This is a genomic window from Cellulophaga sp. L1A9, from assembly GCF_009797025.1.
In the GTDB taxonomy this organism is placed as follows: domain Bacteria; phylum Bacteroidota; class Bacteroidia; order Flavobacteriales; family Flavobacteriaceae; genus Cellulophaga.
In genome coordinates, this window is sequence record NZ_CP047027.1 from 3,200,803 (window position 1) to 3,220,820 (window position 20,018).

The window sequence follows — 20,018 nt, forward strand, 5'->3', positions numbered from 1 at the left end:
AAATATTTTCAGTTTAGACCTCTAGGAGCTATCGGATTAGCTGTTCCATATTTCCCAAGCTTTTTCGGCTTGAAGCTCTAGCATTTTATCACCATTTTTAATTTGTGCGCCTTGTGCTTCTCCTGCGGCTAAAAATGCTGTTTTTGCTGGATTGTAAATAAGATCAAATAACAAATGTTTTTTTGTAATATACTCATAAGGTAGTGCCGGCTTTTCTGTACTATCGGGAAAAGTTCCTACGGGGGTACAATTTACAATTACGGTATACTCTTCTAGTATTTGTCGTGTTAGTTCTTGATAAGTAAATTGGTTTTCTTTTTTTCTTCTAGACACAAACGTGTAGGCTATACCTAGTTCTTTAAAAACAAAAGCGATGGCCTTTGATGCACCCCCTGTGCCTAAAATTAAAGCTTTTTTATGATGCTCTTTTATAGAAGGTTCAATGGACTTTTGGAACCCGTAGAAATCAGTATTGTATCCTTTTAAGCCCTTTTCTGTAAATTTTATAGTATTCACCGCGCCGATTGCTTTCGCTTTTTCATCAATCAGCGCTAGAAAAGGAATCACTTCTTCTTTGTAGGGTATAGTTACATTAAAACCTTTAATGTTAGTAGTAGTTTCTAAAACCTTATTTAGCTCACTGATATCCTGAAAATCGAAATTCTCGTAGGAATAGTTTTCTAATTTTAAGTCTTTGAATTTTTGTGTAAAATATGCTCTCGAAAAAGAATACGCTATATCTTTTCCAATTAATCCAAAACGATTTTTATTTTCTGTTTTTTCCATACCAATCTAAACCTAAAAAAAGAAAGATCCCCATTAAGACAAATAAAAATGCCCACCAAGTATCAGCACTTGATAAATTGGGTAAATATCTTTCATAATTAACTATTATATCATTGCCATTAGAATCTACCAGTGTGGTGCCATCTATAGCTGTTTTTAAAATTGTTTTTTTCCACGGCCATACCACCCCTAGTGATCCAGTAATAAAGCCGATGATAATGGCATTGGTACTATGTTTAAAATGTTTTAGTAAGTAGGTCAACAGGTGCGATAATGTGACTAAACCTACTGTGGAACCTGCGGTAAAAACGGCCAATATTTTTAAGGTTTTAATTCTATTTTCATTATAATAAAAACTAAAATCGCCACGTATCACTTCAGAAAACGTATCAAAAAGGGCATTGACAGAATCAACGAGTAGCAATACATAATTTCCTAATAAGATTAAAATAAAAGATCCAGATAAACCCGGTAAGGTCATACCAGAAACACTGATGATACCACAAAAGAAAATGAAAAATAGGTTGTCATTTTCAGTAGCAGGATTTAAAAAACTAATTCCTATACCTAAGAGTAAACCAAATACACCAGCAGCAATGGTTTTTTTATTCCAATGGTTAAAATCTTTTGAAATGTAATAGATAGAGCCGATAATCATACCAAAAAAGGCCGACCAAACATATAGCTCTTTATGTTCTAGAAAGTAATCTAAAAGTTTCGAAATACTAAAATAACTCACAAGCATTCCGAAAATTAATAGGCTTAGAAATTGCCCATTAATATACCGATAGAAGCTTTTAAATCTCCTATTGAAAAGCAATTTGAAAGCTTTGGTATTTACTTTCTGAAGGGAATAAATAAACTCTTCATAGAAGCCGCCGACAAATGCAACGATACCACCAGAAACTCCGGGTACTTTATTTGCAGCACCCATACACAAGCCTTTAATGATAAGCCAAAACTTATCGGAAAATGTTCTAGGTGACTCCATAATTGGCTTGTTTACTTTTTAGTAGCTAATTTTTCTAAAATTAAAATTAAAGAAAAGCCTACAATGGCTAAAAGGATAGCAAACATTAATTGGTTATCACCTTCATAAGAAAAAGGAGAAATGCTTTGCTCGCTTACAGTGATAATTTTATCGCCAAAAACTTTCGTCTCCAATATTTTTTTCCAAGGCCATATTTTGTTTAATGAACCTAAAATAAAGCCTGTAAGTACGGCTAAGGTTAAATCTTTATAATGTTTAAACATCCATTTTAAGAGTCTAGCAAAACTTAACAATCCAAAAATTGCGCCTAAACCTACGGTGCCCACAATTTTTAAATCATATTCGTGAACAGCATCTAGAATAACCTTGTACGATCCTAAAAGTACCAGAATAAAAGCGCCAGAGATACCAGGTAAAATCATTGCACATATAGCTAGTGCTCCTGATAAAAATAAAAAGGGTAAACTGTCTGTATTTTCAGAAGGAGGGAGCGTTGTAATGTAATAAGCAAGAGCGGTACCAATAATTAGCATAATGATAGCAGCTAGGTTCCATTTTTCTACAGATTTACCTACAAATAATATACTAGCAACGACAAGTCCAAAAAAGAAAGACCATAAAAGAACAGGCTCATTTAAGAGCAACCAACTAATTCCTTTTGCTAGTGAAAGTACACTGATGCCAATACCTAGGAATAACGCTACTAAGAAATTACCATTGAGTTGTTTCCAGAAACTTTTAAATCCCTCTTTTTTAAGGGTTTTAAAAAGTGATAAGTCTACATTGTTGATAGAATCAATTAACTCTTCGTAAATACCAGAAATAAATGCGATGGTACCACCAGAAACCCCTGGGACTACATCTGCAGCTCCCATAGCCATGCCTTTTAAGGTGATAAAAAAGTACTGTAAAAAATTGCGATTTTCCATAAGCTAAAAAAACAAAAATAGTTTTTTTATTTGGAAGCGTTTTTATATTGTTCTAATATGTTTTGCATCCATTCTGTTGTACAGAAATTTGGATAATTTATTTGAAAAGCCGCCAAGCCTTTTGTGTTTAAAATCATCGCCTCTGTTATATGTTTTCGCGCCATGTCTATCTCTCCTAAGAGACTATAGTTGCCAGATAGTTTAAATAATAGCGCTGCTTCCTCAGGATGAAATTCTTTTCCTTGTGTCAGTATGGCTATGGCAGATTCATAGTTTTTATTTTTTTCGACAACATCCGCCCATTGAAGCCAAGTTTCCAATTCATAATTACCAAAATCTACAGCTTGTTTAAAAGCAAAATCAGCTTCGTCATATCTTTGCAAGGCAGCATTAATTTTACCACTTTTTTTCCAGTAAACAGGGTTTTCACTATCTATGCTTGTTGCTTTATTTATATAGTAAGCAGCTTTGTCATAATCTTTTAAACGGTAATAAAAGTCAGTAATAGCCAACCAACCTTTATCTAATAATGGGTCTTCATGTACGGTATGGTAAAAATAATATTTAGCCATTTCTACATTGCCTAATTTTTCATGGCATTTGCCAATGCGTAAATAGGCATGTGATGTAGGGTCTTCTATAGTGATGGTGGTCTCGTAATTTTCAATAGCTTCATTATATAAGCCAAGTTTTTCTAATACTTTTCCTTTCTCAAAATAAGCCCCTATAAATGTATCGTCTGAAATAACAGCAAAATCAAAAGCGCTTAAGGCTTCTTTGTACATTTTTTTAGAAAAGTATTGCTTTCCTAGTTGGTGCCATGCCACTTCAGAATAGGGATTATCTTCTAAATAATCATTGAGATAAAAAATAGCACCATCGTAATCTTCTAGAAACTCAAAGCAATACACTACGTTGTATAAGGATGAATAATCTTCATCATCAAACTCAACACATTTCATAAAGCTCTTTTTAGCCATTTCAAAATCATCCATAAAAAGGTACTCCATACCTAATAGGGAATAGATGTCAAAGCCGTCGTCAGTTAGGTCTAGTGCTTTATTTAATAAATTTATAGCCCCTAAATGATCGTCTTTTTTAGAAAAAATATTGGCACGTTGAATATAAATTTCTTCATTGTGATGATCTAGTTGTTGTAACTCATCCAACATTTTTTCTGCTTCTTCCAGCTTGTTTTCAAAAACAAAAACTTCTATTAGCAAGAGTTTTATTTCAATTGCACCTGGATGTTGTTGTAAGCCTATTTTAATGGCCTTTTTTGCCAAAGCAATCTTTCCATTGTTTAGATAATGATGTATAATATCCTCAAAGTCTTCTGAGTCAAAAAAATAGACATCATCTGTCTTTAACATGGATTCAAACTTGGTGATTGGTTGGCTTGGTCTTTCCTCTGCATCTAGTGCCATAGGCCTTTCTTTTTTTTTTCTAATATCTTAAATATAGTGCATACTACTTATTTCTAGTTAAGTTGTACGGCTGTATTATTAACAAAATAGTTAACAAAAGGAAATTAATATTGATTTAAAATGGATATAATTTGCTTGCAACCCGCTGTAATCTCCTGATTGGAAATGGTTAGGGGAGGAGAGATGCGGACTGCCCGAGGCTCAAATAAAAGCCAGAAAAGGATCAGTTTTTCTTTGGCTGCTGTTAATATTACGTGGTTTGCAACATCTAAGTCGTCAAGAATTAATGCAAGCATTAAGCCTTTTCCTCTTATTTCTTTAATAAGTTTATGTTGTAATAAGGATCTAAAAAGGATTTCTTTTTCTAAAGTTTCGGCAATCAAATTTGTTTCAGTAATTTCTTGTAAGGTGGCTAAGCTTGCGGCAGCGATAATGGGGTTTCCTCCAAAAGTAGTAATATGGCCCAATTTTGGAGCGTCTTGTAGCGTTTGCATGAGTTGGTAAGACGCAACAAAAGCACCAACGGGTAAACCTCCAGCCATTCCTTTTCCTATTACAAGAATATCAGGAATACAATTGTAGTGTTCAAAGGCAAATAATTTTCCGGTTCTACCAAAACCAGGCTGTATTTCGTCTAAAATTAAAAGCGCACCAACGTCGGTACAGCGTTTTCTTATTTTAGTTAAAAAATTATTCTTTGGTTCTATAAATCCTGCACCTCCTTGTATGGTTTCTAGAATAACCCCTGCTGTTTTTTCTGTGATAGCTGCAATAGCTGCCTCGTCATTAAATTGTAAAAACCGTACATCTGGAATTAAGGGTCTAAATGCTCCCTTACGATCTTCATAACCCATAACACTCAAACTTCCCATAGTATTTCCATGGTAGGCATTATTCGCTGAGAGGATTTCAGTTCTACCTGTTGCTCTTCGAACTAATTTTAAAGCACCTTCTATAGCTTCTGTACCTGAGTTCACTAAATAAGTGGTCTCAAGGTTATCTGGTAATAGCGAAGCTAATAGTTTGGTGTAGGCAACCGCAGGTTCTTGTATGTATTCTCCATATACCATCACGTGAGCATATTTATCTACTTGGTCTTTTATGGCTTGTGAAACCCTCGGGTGACAATGGCCTAAACTACAAGCAGAAACTCCAGCAACAAAATCTAAATGAGCATGACCGTCTGTGTCATAAATATAACTGCCTTTAGCATGAGAAACTTCCAAAGCTAATGGATGCGGTGTTGTCTGTGTTTGATGTTTGTAAAAGTCCTCTTTCATAAAATTAGTTAGACTTTTTTAGCGCGGCTTTACTAGCACTTTTCTTTTTAGTAGTAGAGATGGTCGTATTTGTAGGTAGGTTATTTACAGGGTCTGATGAATTCTTACTGCGCTGCTCCTCTTCTGCATCTATATCAATAGGATTTTCAATCCCTTGAATCACGACAAGCTTAACGTTATTATCATCTTCATCAAAAATATCTTCTTTGGTCATGATACGTTCATCACCACGCCAAACCATACCCTTTAAGATTCTTAATTCTTCTTCTAAATCTTTTTCAGGAAAAATACTTCCATCAGGATCTACGTAGAACGTCAGGTCTTCTACCTCATTTTCGTTAAAGGTGATGTTAATTTTACTGCAGATAGTTTTATTGATACCAATGAGTTCTTGATCATCATTATACATCCAGTAGACCACTTCGGTATTCCCAATTAAATCTACTTCATCTAAAGTGTTTTCAATAAATTTACCATATAAATCAATGCCTTTTGCCTGATTGTATCCTGTTTTTCCTATGGTATCCGAAGAGACAATAAAAGCATTTTTTATTACTTTTAAAGAATCTAGTTTTTCTGTTTTTAAATCTGAAATCAAATGAATACTATCTCCGGTCATTTGATTTTCACCATTCCATATTACGGGATAATACTTTGGCCAGGATATTTCTTTTACGTCTTTAGGAATTTTTTTTCCAATAAGTTGGGTTAACCCTGTAGCTTCTTCAACGTGAATAGAATCTGCCTTACCACTTAAATCGGTTTTATAAAATTTAGCATTTTTAAATGCCCGCATAATTCTTTTATCAGGCTTTCCCGTAATCATAAGCGTATCTCCGTGTATATAGAGGGAATCTTTTTCTACTAAACTTATAGCCACGGCTCTTTTTGTAGCAAATACAGAATCTTTGGCTTTAAAAACTTCTGCATAATGAGCACGTATAATACCATTGTTAACAGTATCTGTTATGACGATATTATTTGTTGCGGAAGCATATTCTTTTGCTTTGTTGAAATACACGCTGTCACCAACAATAATTCTGTTGTTGTAATCTATCCGTGTGTTTTTAATTCCGTAACCACTTTCTATTTTGGTGTCATAAAAACCACGCTCACAATAAATTTTATACGTTTTCCCAGTTACTGTAGAAGGTCCGTACATGTAGGCATTCTTAGAAGAGGTATAATAGTCTAACTGTTTAGAATCTACTTTGTATTCGGGGTTATCTATATGTACGCTATCTAGGAACTGATATTTTTTGGTTTCCATATAATAGCGACCTATCTGGCTGGTAAGGGTGTTGGTTGAATCTATTACGGTACCAAAATCTTTATAGTATGCTTCTTGTTTTTCACGATCAAAACGTAGGGTGTCTGTTTCTAGTCGCATGCCTGGGTTTTGTTCTAAAATAACATTTTGCCATGCTTTCGCTAACTTTGTATTTCCGTCGTAATCAACTTTCCCACTGGTCATTTGAACAGAATCTCCTTGTTGAAGACGAATATTACCCACGGCTTTGAGTCGGTTTTCCTTCTGATAAAATATAGCATAATCACACCATAAATCGGCACCTTGGTGTTCAAATTGCACTTGCCTGTCATCCATACTAAATATGGAAGCGCCAGGAGCTCTAGCTTCGTCTTTAGTGAAGGTACCCCCGTAAACGATGTTTATTTGCTTGTTTTCAGCAAGTGTGTCTTGCTGTGCAAAACTGAAGGCTGAACTAAATAGGACTAAAAATAAAACAAAGAGTTTTTGCACTAGGTTTACAATTTTGCTCAAAAATAGGGATTTTTAATACAGGCAAAAGCCCATTAGCATAAATTTAGTATTATTGGCGAATTAATAAAATTTATAACTAAAATAATAAAGACAGCTAATCAATAATTAACTAATGAGACGTTGACAATGATCCTTAAGGATCTGTTTACGAGTATGTGCATATTTTAAGTCAAACAAACTCCTTTAATCTTAGAATACAGTATATAAATAGGTAGCCTATGACAAGATTAACTAAAAAAAAAGCCACTCGAAAGTGGCTTTTAAATTTATCTGTGTATCGTTTGTGTCCTGTCTGGACCTACCGAAACTATTTTTATAGGCACTTCTAATTCTTTTTCTAAAAAGTCAATGTATTCATTCAACGCTTTAGGGAATTGATCTTCAGAAGTCATTTTCGTTAAATCTTCATTCCAACCATTCATTTCTTTATAAATAGGCGTTATATTTTCTGCATCTATATTATATGGGAAATGGGTGATAGTTTCTCCTTTGTAATTGTATGCTGTACATACTTTCAGTTTTTCAAAACCGCTAAGTACATCGCCTTTCATCATCATTAACTCGGTAACACCATTAATTTGAACGGCATACTTTAAAGCGACTAAATCTAGCCATCCGCAACGTCTTGGTCTACCTGTAGTAGCACCAAATTCATTACCAACTCTACCCATAGTTTCACCATCAGCATCAAATAATTCAGTAGGAAAAGGTCCGCTACCCACACGAGTGGTATACGCTTTAAAAATACCTTTTACATCACCTATCTGATTTGGAGCAACTCCTAATCCAGTGCAAGCACCAGCGGCTGTAGTGTTAGAAGAGGTCACAAATGGATAGGTACCAAAATCAATATCTAACAGCGATCCTTGAGCTCCTTCAGCTAATATTTTTTTACCTTCTTTTTGTGCTTTAAACAAGTATTCTTCACTGTCAATAAAGGTAAGTTCTTTTAAAGCTTCTACGGCTTTGAAAAAATCTGCTTCCAGTTCAGGTAAATCATACTGAATATCTACATTGTAGAAGTCAATCATGGCTTCATGCTTGTCAGCAAGTGCACGATATTTTTCTTTCCAATCTGCAAATTCAAGATCGCCAATACGCATTCCGTTTCTACCAGTTTTGTCCATATATGTTGGACCAATACCTTTTAATGTAGAACCGATTTTTGCTTTTCCTTTAGCTGTTTCAGAAGCTGCATCTAGCAAGCGGTGCGTTGGTAATATTAAATGTGCTTTTCTTGAGATTAATAAAATAGATTTAATATCAAGATTAAACTGTTTTAAATTGTCGAGTTCTTTTTGGAAAATGACAGGGTCTATTACCACACCATTTCCAACAATATTCATTGCACCTTTATGAAATATCCCTGATGGTATTGTATGTAAAACATGTTTAATACCATCAAATTCTAACGTGTGCCCTGCGTTTGGACCTCCCTGAAAACGAGCTATGATATCGTAATCTTGAGTAAGTACATCAACAATTTTTCCTTTTCCTTCGTCTCCCCATTGAAGCCCAAGTAGTAAATCTACTGCCATTAGTGTATTTCGTTAGTTGTTTTTATTATCGTCGTTGTTTTCTACTTTTTTATTTTTAACCCCATAAAAATAGAGCGAATGATTCGTTATTTTGATATCAAACACTTCTTCTATGGTTTTTTTGATAGATTGAATACGTGGATCACAAAACTCCATCACTTCACCAGTATCCGTAAGAATTACGTGATCATGTTGCCGATCGAAATATGATTTCTCATATTGCGCTTGATTCTTCCCAAACTGGTGTTTACGTACCAATTTACAATCCAATAAAAGTTCAATGGTGTTGTATAAAGTAGCGCGACTTACCCGATAGTTTTTATTTTTCATATTGATGTATAAGCTCTCAATATCAAAATGTTCTTCGCTATCGTAAATTTCTTGGAGTATAGCGTATCGTTCAGGTGTTTTTCGGTGCCCGTTTTCCTCTAAAAATTTTGTAAAGACATTTTTTACGATGTCTTGGTTCTTGTTATTGCTCATAAGAACTTTTGCATCATTCAGGTTACAAATGTACAGCTAAAATTTAAATTCTAGTTACTTTGTCTATACCGTTAATGCCCTTTAAATTGTTGATAAGTTTTTTTAATATTTCGTTATTCTTAACGACAACTGTTATTTTTCCTTTAAACGTGCCGCCGTCTGTACTAAAATTAATGTTACGCATATTCACGTGCATGTTCCCTGAAATAACCTCAGTAATATCGCTTACTAAACCTAAATTATCAATTCCTGTGAGGTTAATTTCTGCTGTGAATTCTTGCTGACTAGAATCAATCCATTTTGCACTTATAATTCGGTATGCATAGTTAGATTGAAGAGAAATGGCATTAGGGCATGTTTTAGCATGTACCTTAATTCCTTCATTAATACTTAAAAAACCAAACACATTATCACCTGGAATAGGATTACAACAAGGCGACATTTTGTAAGGTAATTTTTCCTCTTCTTTGCCAAAAACAAGCAAATCATATTTAGAGGTAATCTCGTCCTTGTCTACGTCGTCTAAAGTTTGTGGCCTACGAATTCTATTCTTAAAAAAGTTAATAAAAGCATTGCTGTCAGAAGCACTATAGTCCTTTATCTTCTGATTGTCTATAGCGCCTATGCCTACTCTGTAAAATAAATCTAAACTTGTTTTTAATTTAAAGTAAAGCACCATTTTATTGATAGTGTCTTCCGAAAAATTAATCTTTTGTGATTTTAATTTTCTTCTTAAAATCTCTTTCCCTTCTAATGCAACACTCTTCTTCTCTTCGCGTAAAGTAGATTTAATTTTAGACCTAGCGCGGGCAGTAGTCGCATAATCCAACCAACTTTGGTTGGGTTGTGCATTTTCGGAAGTAATAATTTCTACTTGATCACCACTATTTAATGTGGTGTTTAAAGGGACAAGTTTTCCATTGACTTTTGCCCCACGAGTGTGCATGCCAACTTCTGTATGTATATTGAATGCAAAATCTAATGGGGTAGAATTTTTAGGTAAGGACTTTAATTCTCCCTTCGGAGTAAAAACAAAAATCTCCTTTGAGTACAAATTCAGTTTAAATTCTTCAACAAAATCTACGGCATTAGTGTTTGCGTTTTCTAATGCTTCTTGTAATTTGTTTAGCCAATCTTCAATCCCTATCTCTTTTTGATTTCCATGCTTGTATTTATAATGCGCAGCATAGCCTTTCTCTGCAATTTCATGCATTCGCTCACTTCTAATCTGTACTTCTACCCATTTGCCCATTGGTCCCATAACGGTAATGTGTAAAGCTTCATACCCTGTAGATTTTGGAGATGAAATCCAATCTCTTAAACGTACGGGGTTAGGGGTAAAGTGATCTGTTACAATAGAATAAATTTTCCAAGCCAAAAACTTTTCGTTTGGTTTGTCTGACTTGTAGATAATACGAATGGCAAATTTATCATAGATCTCATCAAAGGTGACACTCTGCGCTACCATTTTCTTCCGGATAGAATAAATGGATTTCATACGTCCTTTTATCGTGTAATTAAGTCCTTCTTTATCTAAAGAATCACTAATTACTCCGGAGAAATTTTCTATATATTCTTTTTGTTCCTCTTTAGTTTCCTCAATTTTACCTAAAATGTCATTGTAGACTTCTGGCTCTGTATATTTTAAACTTAAATCTTCAAGTTCATTTTTTATATTATATAGTCCTATTCTATGTGCTAAAGGAGCGTATATGTAAAGTGTTTCGGAAGCTATTTTTACTTGCTTATACTCTGGCATTGAATCCATCGTAAGCATATTGTGGTAACGATCGGCAATTTTAATAATGATTACTCTAATGTCATCATTAAGCGTTAATAACATCTTTCTAAAATTTTCTGCCTGTTGCGATATGTTCATATCTTTTTTCAGGTGGGCAATTTTAGTAAGGCCATCTACAATACGAGCAACACTCTCGCCGAACATCCGTTCAATATCATCCAAAGTGTATTCCGTATCTTCTACTACATCATGCAATAAAGCAGAAGCAATAGAAACGGCATCCAAGCCAATTTCAGAAGCGACAATTTTAGCAACAGCAATAGGGTGAAAGATGTAGGCTTCACCAGATTTTCTTCGCTGATCTTTATGAGCATCAACAGCAGTATCAAATGCACTTCGGATAAGTTTTTTATCCTCATCGGTAAGCGTTTGATAACTGATACGGAGCAATTCTTTATACTGCTTCGCAATCTGTTTATTTTCTTTTTCTATATCAGCTTCTGTCATCATATCTTAAATTTAATACAATCCTTTTAACTATCCTACAAAAACTATGCCTTTAGGTTTTTAATTCTGGCAATTAATGGAGGATGGGAATAATGCATGAAAACATAGGCAGGGTGGGGGGTAAGATTACTCAAACTATTTTTTGATAATTTTTTAAGGGAGGTAATTAATGGGGTGGCAGAAAACGTGTTTTTAGCAAAATCATCTGCTTGGTATTCAAATTTCCGAGATAAAATATTCATAACTAACCCGGTGATTTCAGAAATGGGACTGTATAAAATTCCGAAGCCAATTAATGCGGCATGAAAACTAGGAATGCTAACGCCAATAGCCAAAGAAACCTCAGGGGTATTTACAAAAAAGGATAATATAAATAAGGTGAATCCTGTTAATAAAATACTGCTAATTAGGTTGAAAATGATGTGTTTGCGCTTATAATGGCCAACTTCGTGCGCTAAAACGGCAACAATTTCATCTTCGTTTAAATCGTTAATTAGGGTGTCATATAGGGTTACTCTTTTTTCTTTGCCAAAACCAGAAAAATAGGCATTTGCTTTTGTAGATCTTTTTGAGCCATCAATCACGAAAATATTATTAAGTTCAAAACCTACTTTTTGTGCATAGGTTTCAATTTTAGTTTTTAAGGTACCTTCTTCTAATGGCGTTTGTTTGTTAAATAACGGAACAATTAATTTGCTGTAAAAAAGATTCATAACTAAGGCGAAAACAGCCATTAATCCCCAGGCATATATCCAAAAATTAGTACCGGCCCAATTAAAAAACCAAATAAATAAAGAGATTATGACACCTCCTAAAACAGTTGTCATTAACCATCCTTTTAATTTATCTAAAAAAAATAATTTAGGGGTAGTTTTATTAAATCCGAATTTCTCTTCAATCACAAATGTTGAATAGTAGCTAAAAGGAGTGGTGATGATATCACTTCCAATCATTATGATGCCAAAAAAGAGTAAAGCAATAATAATGTTATTGTTGGAGAATGTTCGAGCAAGAGTATCGATATAGTCAAAACCTCCAAAAATTATAAATGATAAGGTTAGAACAACTGAAAAACTAGAAGTTATAAGTCCAAATTTATAGTTGGTTGCTTTGTAATCTTGAGATTTTTGATATTCTTCAGCGTCAAAGACATCATTCAGTTCTGCTGGGATAGGATCTTTATAGCGTTTGGCATTTAGGTAGTCTAAAGTAGTTTCAAGTATAAACTGAAGACTTACAATGGCAATTATAAGATAAAATAATAGGTTGGCGGTCATTTGGTATATTGGTTGTTAGCTTTGTTTTTACAAACCTCTTTGTCTTTTGGCTTCGAAAATTAAAATAGCAGCAGAAACAGAAACATTCATAGAGTCTATTTCTCCTTCCATAGGAATAATAATGTTCTGAGTAGCATTTTCTAACCATTCTTCAGAGAGTCCCGTAGCTTCCGTGCCTACCACAATCGCAGAAGAAGTTTTAAAATTAGTACTCGTATATGCCTTTGAAGCGGTTAATGCTGCACAGAAAATATTAATGTTGTTTTCTTTTAAAAACGCAATAATTTCTGTGGTGTTGCCCATGGCAATAGCATTTGTAAAAACACAGCCTACACTTGACCGTATAATATTAGGATTGTATAAGTCGGTTTTTGGGTTTGCTATGATTACAGCGTCAAGGTTTGCGGCATCTGCCGTTCTCAATAAAGCCCCAATATTACCAGGTTTCTCTGGCGCTTCTGCTACTAAAATAAGCGGGTTTTTATTTTTGAATTTCAATTCACTTAAATTGTGAACTTTGGCTTTGGCTAGTGCTAAGATACCTTCTGTAGTTTCACGATAAGCAATTTTTTGATAGACCTCTTTAGAAACACTAATTAACTCCGGGGAATGATTTAATGTCGCTGTTAAGGCTTCTATTTTGGCTTCGGAAAATAAATCTTCAGCATAAAAAACAGTTTCAATAGTGTAAAGACCTTTAAGAGCCAATTCAAATTCTCGGATGCCTTCAAGGATGAAAACCCCTGTTTTTTTTCGCTCACGTGATTTGTCTTTTAAAACTAGAACATTCTTAATGAGGGCATTTTGAAGACTGCTAATGTGTTTGGTTGAATTCATTGCTGCAAAAATAAACTAATCTTAATATATCGTCCTTAAAATGTATTAAGTTAATTTGCGATAAATTAATGCAATTATTTTCAGTAACGCTTGTAATGAAGACATGTTTTTACCGACCTAGCATTTCAACCCATAAAATACATAATATGCGCTTAGTACTTATTTCGTTAGTTGTAACTCTCTTTTTCTCGTGTAAAGACACTAAAAAGAAAGAACAAACTTCCGAACCCGTAAAGGAAACTACAGAAAAAGTTTCTGCAACAGAAAGTAAGATGGATTATCCAGAAGACTTCATGAAAGTATTAGAAGCACATGGCGGTATTGCTACATGGAAAGCTCAAAAGACCTTGACTTTTGTTAAGCCAAATGATAAAGGTTTTGAGCACTATACTATTGATTTGCATACTAGAAATGAAAAAGTAGTTTCTGAAGAAGTAGAAAGAGGAAATGAGGGAGATAAAACGTGGGTTTTAGATCCTGAGAATAATTTTAAAGGTGATGCCGTTTTTTATAAGAACTTATATTTTTATTTTTACGCGATGCCTTTTGTGTTGGCGGATAAAGGGATTAATTATACGAATACAGAAGCATTAGAAGTAGACGGGGTGTCTTACCCAGGTGTAAAAGTTAGCTTTGATCAAGGTGTAGGTACTTCGCCAAAAGATAATTACTATTTGCATTATGATCCAACAACAAACCAAATGGCTTGGCTGGGATATACGGTAACCTATAGAACAGGAGAGAAATCTGATAAAATCAGTTGGATTCATTATAATGATTGGACAGAGGTTTCAGGATTAAAACTACCAAAATCTATTTCTTGGCATAAAGCCGAAGGCAATAAAATTATGGATGTGGCTAAAACCGTAGTTTTTGACAATGCTACCCTTTCAGAAAAAGGAATGGAAAATGGCTATTATGCTAAGCCAGAATCTGCTACCTATGTTACCCGTAAGGAATCTTAAAAATATAACAGCTTAGGATTTTTATTGCGAGTGATTATCCGTAACTTTCTGCTTCAAAAATTATAAAATGAAAGTTTTATTATTCGGGATAGCAAAAGACATTATTGGAGCTTCTGAGTTTGAAGTTCCTGCACAACCAAAACAACCTTCAACCGTAAAAGAGTTAAAGGATGTTTTGGTTGTTTTGTTTCCGGAATTTGACAAACTATCTTCTTTTGCGATCGCGGTAAATAGTGAATATGCAGACGAGAATGTTTTTTTGAATTCTCATGATGAGATTGCTATAATTCCTCCAGTGAGTGGGGGCTAGTCCTTTAGAGTGGTTAGCAAAGTACTTTTTTTAACGTTTAATTTATTGGTGTTTTAATACACCTTTGGCTTATGTTGGTAGACAATCACAATAGAACTATTAATTACCTGCGATTGGCGGTTACAGACCGTTGTAACTTACGCTGTAATTATTGTATGCCGTCAGAAGGGATAAATTTTGCGGAGAATGACAAGCTTTTTACTATTGAAGAATTAATTACACTAAGTCAGATCTTAGTTTCGCAAGGCATAACAAAAATTAGAATTACCGGCGGAGAACCTTTTGTTCGTAAAGATCTAATGGTTTTACTTCGAGAACTTTCTAAAATGGATGCGCTAGAGGATATTTCAATCACCACGAACGCTACCGTAATTGGCCCCTATATTTCAGAGTTAAAAACATTAGGTATTAAAAATATCAATGTAAGCATGGATGCGATTACAAAAGATGTTTTCGAGAAAATTACACGACGTAAGCAATACGATATTGTGTATGAAAATATTATCCGTTTAATTACAGAAGGCTTTAATGTTCGGATCAATTGTATCGCTTTAGAAGGTCAGAATATAGACGAGATTATTCCAATGTTAGATTTAGCAAAACACCATAATGTTTGTGTTCGGTATTTAGAAGAAATGCCCTTTAACGGTGGATCTAAAAAATTTACGGCCATTACTTGGGATTACAAGCAAATTTTAGCGCATATAGCAGAAGCGTATCCGGATTACTATCAATTAGAATCACCAAAAACATCAACTTCAGTTAATTATAAGATTCCTGGATTTGTCGGAACTTTTGGAGTGATTCCGTCTTTTACTAGAACATTTTGTGGGTCTTGCAACCGATTAAGGATTTCTGCAACAGGGGATATCATTACGTGTTTGTACGCTAAAGCCAGTAGTAATTTAATTGCTGCTTTGCGGGGTGATAATTCAGAGGAAAAAGTAAAAGAAAATATTTTAAAAGCGGTAGGCAGCAGAGCTAAAACTGGTTTTGAAGCACAAGAAAAATATAAAGGAGTTTTTTCAAACTCTATGACTTCAATAGGAGGATAATGGAAAATAAATTATCGCATATAGATGATTCAGGAAATGCAGCAATGGTTGATGTTTCTCAAAAAGAAATTTCAACAAGAGTTGCTATAGCCACGGGAGAAGTTGTTTTTCCGCAGGAGGTGTTTAATACGCTGTCTGCACAAGATTTTTTGGGTAAAAAAGGCAGTATTATCCAAACCGCAGTGATTGCAGGAATTCAAGCTGTGAAAAGAACAGCAGATTTAATTCCACTTTGTCATCAGTTGTCATTATCAAAAATAGCTATAGATATCCAACCTAAGGGTGCAAGTTTACAGATATCATGTACCGTAAAATGTAACGAACGTACAGGTGTAGAGATGGAGGCATTAACTGGAGTTACCGTAAGTGCCCTGACCATTTATGATATGTGTAAAGCATTGTCTCAAGATATTACTATTACCAATGTACAATTAGCTAAAAAAACAGGAGGGAAAAATGACTTCAAAAGGTAAACTTTACGGATTAGTATTATCAGGAGGGAAAAGTACCCGAATGGGAAATGATAAAAGCGTCATTGCCTATCACGGAATTCCACAACGCGAGTATATTTATAAGCGCTTATCGGAGGTTTGTGATGAAACGTTTATGAGTATCCGAAAAGATCAGGCTGATGAAATCTCAGAAGATTTTCAAGTCATTACTGATGAAGATACGTTTAAAGGTCCGTTTAACGGAATCTTATCCGCGCATGAAAAGTACCCCGATGTAGCTTGGTTGGTGCTCGCGTGTGATTTGCCGTTAATTGATGTTCCGTCTTTGAAAGAATTAATAACAGCTAGAGATACTACAAGGTTAGCCACGGCATTTGCATTGAGGGAAAATCCGCTTCCAGAACCTTTGTGTGCCATTTGGGAGGCAGAAGGATTAAAAGCATCTGTACTTTATATGAATACACAGCAAGGGAGTTGTCCACGAAAATTTCTAATACATAATGAAGTTGCACTTGTTTTTCCTTCAGATGAAAAAGTATTGCTTAATGCAAATTCTAAAACAGAATACGAAGAAGCTTTAAAAATAGTTGCACAGTAATGAGTTTAGAACGCTATTCAAGACAAACACAATTAAAAGAATTTGGTTTAGAGGCGCAAAAGAAGCTTTCTACTGCTAAAGTTTTAGTAATTGGAGCTGGTGGTTTAGGTGTTCCTGCATTAACCTATTTAAATGCTATGGGAGTGGGCACCTTAGGGATTGTAGATAGTGATGTGGTAAGCTTGTCTAATTTACACCGGCAAGTGAGTTATTATGAAAATGAAGTAGGGGAACCTAAAGTAACTTCTCTAATTAAAAAATTACAAGCCCAAAACTCAGAAACCAATCTAATAGCGCATCATACCTTTCTTACAACAGAAAATGCCCTTGAACTTATAGCTCAGTATGATCTAGTTCTTGATGCTTCTGATAATTTCCCTACCCGTTATTTGGTAAATGATGCCTGCGTTATTCTTAAAAAGCCTTTTGTGTATGGCGCCTTACATAGCTTTGAAGGGCAGGTTAGTGTCTTTAATTTTCAAGACGGACCAACATACAGATGTATTTTTCCAACAATGCCAAATCCAGCAGAGATTCCTAATTGTAATGAAAATGGTGTTTTAGGAGTAGTACCTGGAATTATAGGAAATCTGCAAGCTTTAGAGGTAGTAAAAGTTATTACTGGAATTGGTGAAGTGCTCTCTGGTAAATTTTTATTATTTGATGGGCTATCTCAGAACTATCAAAAAATAAACTTTAAAAAAGTAGCAGGTAACGATGCCATCACGCAGTTAAAAGACGCCTATGAGTTTAGTTGTGAAATAGGCCAGAATTCGATTTCTACTCAAGAATTAGCACTACTTCTAAAGAGCGAAGACTTACAATTGATAGACGTTCGTACCGAAGCAGAATATGACCAATTTCATTTAGAAGAATCCATACATATTCCTTTAGCAGATTTAGAAAGTAAGGTAGATACTATTAATTATTCAAAAGAAATTTATGTTATCTGTCAATCTGGAATCCGGAGTCAGAAAGCTATACATTTAATTGCAGCCATTAAACCAAATGCTACGCTTATTAATGTAGAAGGTGGTATTAATAAACTGAATAGGTATGCTCTTAGATAGTACACATCTTATACTACTTTGTTTAGGTTTTTTTATCATTGCAACGCTATATTCCTCCGTTGGTTTTGGTGGAGGTTCTAGTTATTTGGCTTTATTGACGTTATTCTTACCTAGTTTTTTTGCCATCCGTTCTATTGCTTTGATTTGTAATTTGGTGGTAGTTAGTGGTAGTACTTATTTGTATTTTAAACATGGTCACGCCAAAATTAAAGATTTTATTCCCTTTGTAATTACAAGCATACCTTTAGCATTTATTGGAGCATCATTTAAGTTGAATGAGCGCGTTTTTTTTATTATTCTAGGACTGTCTCTAGTGCTTTCTGCCTTAGCTTTGGCTGGGCAGACTTTTACTAAAAAGAAAGAAGCGAAAGATGTAAAAGAATACTCAAGCTATTTTAGTTATATCATGGGGGGTGTCATTGGCTTTCTTTCGGGTTTGGTGGGCATTGGTGGAGGTATTTTTTTAGCTCCAGTGTTAAATCATTTTAAATGGAATACGGCACTGAAAATTGCAGCTTTGGCAAGTTTTTTTATTTTAGTAAATTCTATTTCTGGTTTATTAGGATTATTAAATAGCGGAACAATAGCTTTGCCTTGGAGAGAAACTTTATTTTTAGTAATAGCTGTTTTTCTGGGCGGGCAATTAGGAATACGATTAAGTTTAAAAAAATTAACGCCCAATAACATAAAGCGATTGACGGCTTTATTAGTGTTTATTGTTGGAATACGAGTTTTACTTAAAAATGGATTGAACGTACTATGATTACATATGAAGAGGCTTTTAGGCGCGTAATGTTATACACTAAAGATTTTGGGACGGTTAGCGTGCCATTGATGGAAAGTGTAAATTGTGTATTGGCAGAAACTATTCATGCGGATAGAGATTTTCCGCCATTTAACAGGTCTACTAAAGATGGTATAGCATTACAACATAGTGCCTTTGAAACAAATGAGCAAACTTTTAAAATAGAAGGGGTTATTGGTGCAGGGATTCCGCAACAACGTCTAAAGCATCCAACATCTTGCTTGGAAATTATGACAGGAGCTGTATTGCCAGAACATGCAGATACTGTTGTGATGTATGAGGACATTATTATTAAGGACGGCTATGCAACAATACATACCGCACCTACAAAAGGCCAAAATATCCATGTTCAAGGGAGTGATAAGAAGGAAGGTACTGTTTTATTGGAGAAAGGAATACGAATATCAGCTTCTGAGATTGGTGTTTTAGCTGCTGTAGGTAAAGTTAATGTTGAGGTACAAAAGACACCCACCGTTTGTGTAATTTCTACAGGCGATGAATTGGTTTCTGTTTCGGAAACGCCTAAACCACATCAAATACGCACCTCTAATGTATTGTCCTTAAAAGCAGCATTAATTAAAGAAAATATAGCAGCTACGCACTTGCATTTAAATGATGATAAAGCAGTTATTGAAAGTGCTATTATGGAGGCACTTAAAGAGTATGATGTACTCCTATTAAGTGGCGGAGTATCTAAAGGGAAATTTGATTTTATCCCTGAAGTTATGGATGAATTAGGTGTAGAAAAGGTTTTTCATAAAGTATTGCAACGACCGGGTAAACCATTTTGGTTTGGTGTTCATGAGGAGTATGAAACCATTGTATTCTCTTTTCCAGGGAACCCAGTATCTACTTTTTCTAACTACTATGTATACTTTTCTCCTTGGTTAAAAAATTCTATGGGATTAGGGGTAAGAGATCGTTTTGTTATTTTAACTGATGATGTAGAAATGCATTTGGTGCTCACGCTTTATATTCCTGTTTTTTTAGAATGGGAAGGCGCTACGTTAATGGCGAGACCTATCCAAAATAATGGTTCAGGAGATTTAACTTCTTTGGCAGAAATAGATGGGTTTATTTGTTTGCCCCCTGGGGAAACTAGCTATAAAAAAGGAGATCAGGTTCATTTTATACCCTCAAAATAAAACTATAAAAAAAGCGTCTAGATTTCTCTAGACGCTTTT

The 20,018-nt window shown here is 34.6% G+C and carries 19 protein-coding genes; 8 read left to right on the forward strand and 11 right to left on the reverse strand.

Annotation, left to right across the window (positions count from 1 at the left end; translation table 11 throughout):
• Positions 1–36: 36 nt before the first annotated feature.
• The 11 genes from GQR94_RS14025 to GQR94_RS14075 all read right to left on the reverse strand — a co-directional run bounded on the left by GQR94_RS14025 (position 37) and on the right by GQR94_RS14075 (position 13,579).
• Positions 37–786, reverse strand: coding sequence for a shikimate dehydrogenase (locus tag GQR94_RS14025; RefSeq protein ID WP_158976088.1), 750 nt, complete (start codon positions 784–786; stop codon positions 37–39).
• On the reverse strand, positions 767–1,777 hold the full coding sequence (locus GQR94_RS14030; protein ID WP_158976090.1) for a DUF368 domain-containing protein: 1,011 nt from the start codon (positions 1,775–1,777) through the stop codon (positions 767–769). Before GQR94_RS14030 ends, GQR94_RS14025 begins: the two co-directional genes overlap by 20 nt.
• 11 nt (positions 1,778–1,788) lie before the next feature.
• On the reverse strand, positions 1,789–2,706 hold the full coding sequence (locus GQR94_RS14035; RefSeq protein ID WP_158976092.1) for a DUF368 domain-containing protein: 918 nt from the start codon (positions 2,704–2,706) through the stop codon (positions 1,789–1,791).
• 26 nt (positions 2,707–2,732) lie between these two features.
• On the reverse strand, positions 2,733–4,133 hold the full coding sequence (locus GQR94_RS14040; RefSeq protein WP_158976094.1) for a CDC27 family protein: 1,401 nt from the start codon (positions 4,131–4,133) through the stop codon (positions 2,733–2,735).
• Between the two features lie 104 nt (positions 4,134–4,237).
• Positions 4,238–5,413, reverse strand: a complete 1,176-nt coding sequence (locus tag GQR94_RS14045; RefSeq protein ID WP_158976096.1) for an aspartate aminotransferase family protein — start codon at positions 5,411–5,413, stop codon at positions 4,238–4,240.
• Between the two features lie 4 nt (positions 5,414–5,417).
• The gene (locus tag GQR94_RS14050) at positions 5,418–7,196 is read right to left on the reverse strand and encodes an OstA-like protein (RefSeq protein WP_158976098.1); all 1,779 of its coding nucleotides are present in this window, start codon (positions 7,194–7,196) and stop codon (positions 5,418–5,420) included.
• Between the two features lie 266 nt (positions 7,197–7,462).
• Positions 7,463–8,734 carry an adenylosuccinate synthase gene (locus tag GQR94_RS14055; protein ID WP_158976100.1) on the reverse strand — a complete coding sequence of 424 codons (1,272 nt, stop codon included), beginning with the start codon at positions 8,732–8,734 and terminating at the stop codon, positions 7,463–7,465.
• A 12-nt stretch (positions 8,735–8,746) separates the two neighbouring features.
• Positions 8,747–9,217 (reverse strand): Fur family transcriptional regulator, encoded by a 471-nt coding sequence (locus GQR94_RS14060; RefSeq protein ID WP_158976102.1) that lies wholly within the window; start codon positions 9,215–9,217, stop codon positions 8,747–8,749.
• Positions 9,218–9,260: 43 nt separating this feature from the next.
• Entirely contained in the window at positions 9,261–11,465 is a 2,205-nt protein-coding gene (locus tag GQR94_RS14065; protein WP_158979616.1) for a bifunctional (p)ppGpp synthetase/guanosine-3',5'-bis(diphosphate) 3'-pyrophosphohydrolase, read from the reverse strand.
• Positions 11,466–11,509: 44 nt separating this feature from the next.
• Positions 11,510–12,742, reverse strand: coding sequence for a M48 family metallopeptidase (locus tag GQR94_RS14070; protein WP_158976104.1), 1,233 nt, complete (start codon positions 12,740–12,742; stop codon positions 11,510–11,512).
• A gap of 27 nt (positions 12,743–12,769) precedes the next feature.
• On the reverse strand, positions 12,770–13,579 hold the full coding sequence (locus tag GQR94_RS14075; protein WP_158976106.1) for an RNA methyltransferase: 810 nt from the start codon (positions 13,577–13,579) through the stop codon (positions 12,770–12,772).
• A 146-nt stretch (positions 13,580–13,725) separates the two neighbouring features.
• On the opposite strand from GQR94_RS14075, the gene GQR94_RS14080 reads away from it, so the two are divergent.
• The 8 genes from GQR94_RS14080 (at position 13,726) to GQR94_RS14115 (ending at position 19,979) form a co-directional block, all read left to right on the forward strand.
• On the forward strand, positions 13,726–14,544 hold the full coding sequence (locus GQR94_RS14080; protein ID WP_158976108.1) for a DUF6503 family protein: 819 nt from the start codon (positions 13,726–13,728) through the stop codon (positions 14,542–14,544).
• A 67-nt stretch (positions 14,545–14,611) separates the two neighbouring features.
• Positions 14,612–14,854 carry a MoaD/ThiS family protein gene (locus tag GQR94_RS14085; protein ID WP_158976110.1) on the forward strand — a complete coding sequence of 81 codons (243 nt, stop codon included), beginning with the start codon at positions 14,612–14,614 and terminating at the stop codon, positions 14,852–14,854.
• Between the two features lie 71 nt (positions 14,855–14,925).
• Positions 14,926–15,909, forward strand: a complete 984-nt coding sequence (gene moaA, locus GQR94_RS14090) for a GTP 3',8-cyclase MoaA (protein WP_158976112.1) — start codon at positions 14,926–14,928, stop codon at positions 15,907–15,909.
• On the forward strand, positions 15,909–16,382 hold the full coding sequence (gene moaC / locus GQR94_RS14095; RefSeq protein ID WP_158976114.1) for a cyclic pyranopterin monophosphate synthase MoaC: 474 nt from the start codon (positions 15,909–15,911) through the stop codon (positions 16,380–16,382). Before moaA ends, moaC begins: the two co-directional genes overlap by 1 nt.
• Positions 16,366–16,959: an NTP transferase domain-containing protein gene (locus GQR94_RS14100; RefSeq protein WP_158976116.1), complete on the forward strand. Its 594-nt coding sequence runs from the start codon at positions 16,366–16,368 to the stop codon at positions 16,957–16,959. The genes moaC and GQR94_RS14100 overlap by 17 nt, the downstream gene beginning before the upstream one ends.
• Complete coding sequence (locus GQR94_RS14105; RefSeq protein ID WP_158976118.1) at positions 16,959–18,029, forward strand: HesA/MoeB/ThiF family protein; 1,071 nt, start codon at positions 16,959–16,961, stop codon at positions 18,027–18,029. The genes GQR94_RS14100 and GQR94_RS14105 overlap by 1 nt, the downstream gene beginning before the upstream one ends.
• A complete protein-coding gene (locus GQR94_RS14110) occupies positions 18,016–18,792 on the forward strand; it encodes a sulfite exporter TauE/SafE family protein (RefSeq protein WP_158976120.1) in 777 nt (258 codons plus the stop codon). The genes GQR94_RS14105 and GQR94_RS14110 overlap by 14 nt, the downstream gene beginning before the upstream one ends.
• A complete protein-coding gene (locus tag GQR94_RS14115; RefSeq protein WP_158976122.1) occupies positions 18,789–19,979 on the forward strand; it encodes a molybdopterin molybdotransferase MoeA in 1,191 nt (396 codons plus the stop codon). Before GQR94_RS14110 ends, GQR94_RS14115 begins: the two co-directional genes overlap by 4 nt.
• The last annotated feature ends 39 nt before the right edge of the window (positions 19,980–20,018 follow it).

Coding starts and splice junctions, on each gene's coding strand:
- GQR94_RS14070 (WP_158976104.1), bottom strand. CDS start 12,742: ATGACCGCCAACCTATTATTTTATCTTATAATTGCCATTGTAAGTCTT.
- GQR94_RS14030 (WP_158976090.1), bottom strand. CDS start 1,777: ATGGAGTCACCTAGAACATTTTCCGATAAGTTTTGGCTTATCATTAAA.
- GQR94_RS14085 (WP_158976110.1), top strand. CDS start 14,612: ATGAAAGTTTTATTATTCGGGATAGCAAAAGACATTATTGGAGCTTCT.
- GQR94_RS14025 (WP_158976088.1), bottom strand. CDS start 786: ATGGAAAAAACAGAAAATAAAAATCGTTTTGGATTAATTGGAAAAGAT.
- moaC (WP_158976114.1), top strand. CDS start 15,909: ATGGAAAATAAATTATCGCATATAGATGATTCAGGAAATGCAGCAATG.
- GQR94_RS14040 (WP_158976094.1), bottom strand. CDS start 4,133: ATGGCACTAGATGCAGAGGAAAGACCAAGCCAACCAATCACCAAGTTT.
- GQR94_RS14060 (WP_158976102.1), bottom strand. CDS start 9,217: ATGAGCAATAACAAGAACCAAGACATCGTAAAAAATGTCTTTACAAAA.
- GQR94_RS14075 (WP_158976106.1), bottom strand. CDS start 13,579: ATGAATTCAACCAAACACATTAGCAGTCTTCAAAATGCCCTCATTAAG.
- GQR94_RS14065 (WP_158979616.1), bottom strand. CDS start 11,465: ATGACAGAAGCTGATATAGAAAAAGAAAATAAACAGATTGCGAAGCAG.
- GQR94_RS14105 (WP_158976118.1), top strand. CDS start 16,959: ATGAGTTTAGAACGCTATTCAAGACAAACACAATTAAAAGAATTTGGT.
- GQR94_RS14080 (WP_158976108.1), top strand. CDS start 13,726: ATGCGCTTAGTACTTATTTCGTTAGTTGTAACTCTCTTTTTCTCGTGT.
- GQR94_RS14115 (WP_158976122.1), top strand. CDS start 18,789: ATGATTACATATGAAGAGGCTTTTAGGCGCGTAATGTTATACACTAAA.
- GQR94_RS14100 (WP_158976116.1), top strand. CDS start 16,366: ATGACTTCAAAAGGTAAACTTTACGGATTAGTATTATCAGGAGGGAAA.
- GQR94_RS14045 (WP_158976096.1), bottom strand. CDS start 5,413: ATGAAAGAGGACTTTTACAAACATCAAACACAGACAACACCGCATCCA.
- moaA (WP_158976112.1), top strand. CDS start 14,926: ATGTTGGTAGACAATCACAATAGAACTATTAATTACCTGCGATTGGCG.
- GQR94_RS14035 (WP_158976092.1), bottom strand. CDS start 2,706: ATGGAAAATCGCAATTTTTTACAGTACTTTTTTATCACCTTAAAAGGC.
- GQR94_RS14110 (WP_158976120.1), top strand. CDS start 18,016: ATGCTCTTAGATAGTACACATCTTATACTACTTTGTTTAGGTTTTTTT.
- GQR94_RS14055 (WP_158976100.1), bottom strand. CDS start 8,734: ATGGCAGTAGATTTACTACTTGGGCTTCAATGGGGAGACGAAGGAAAA.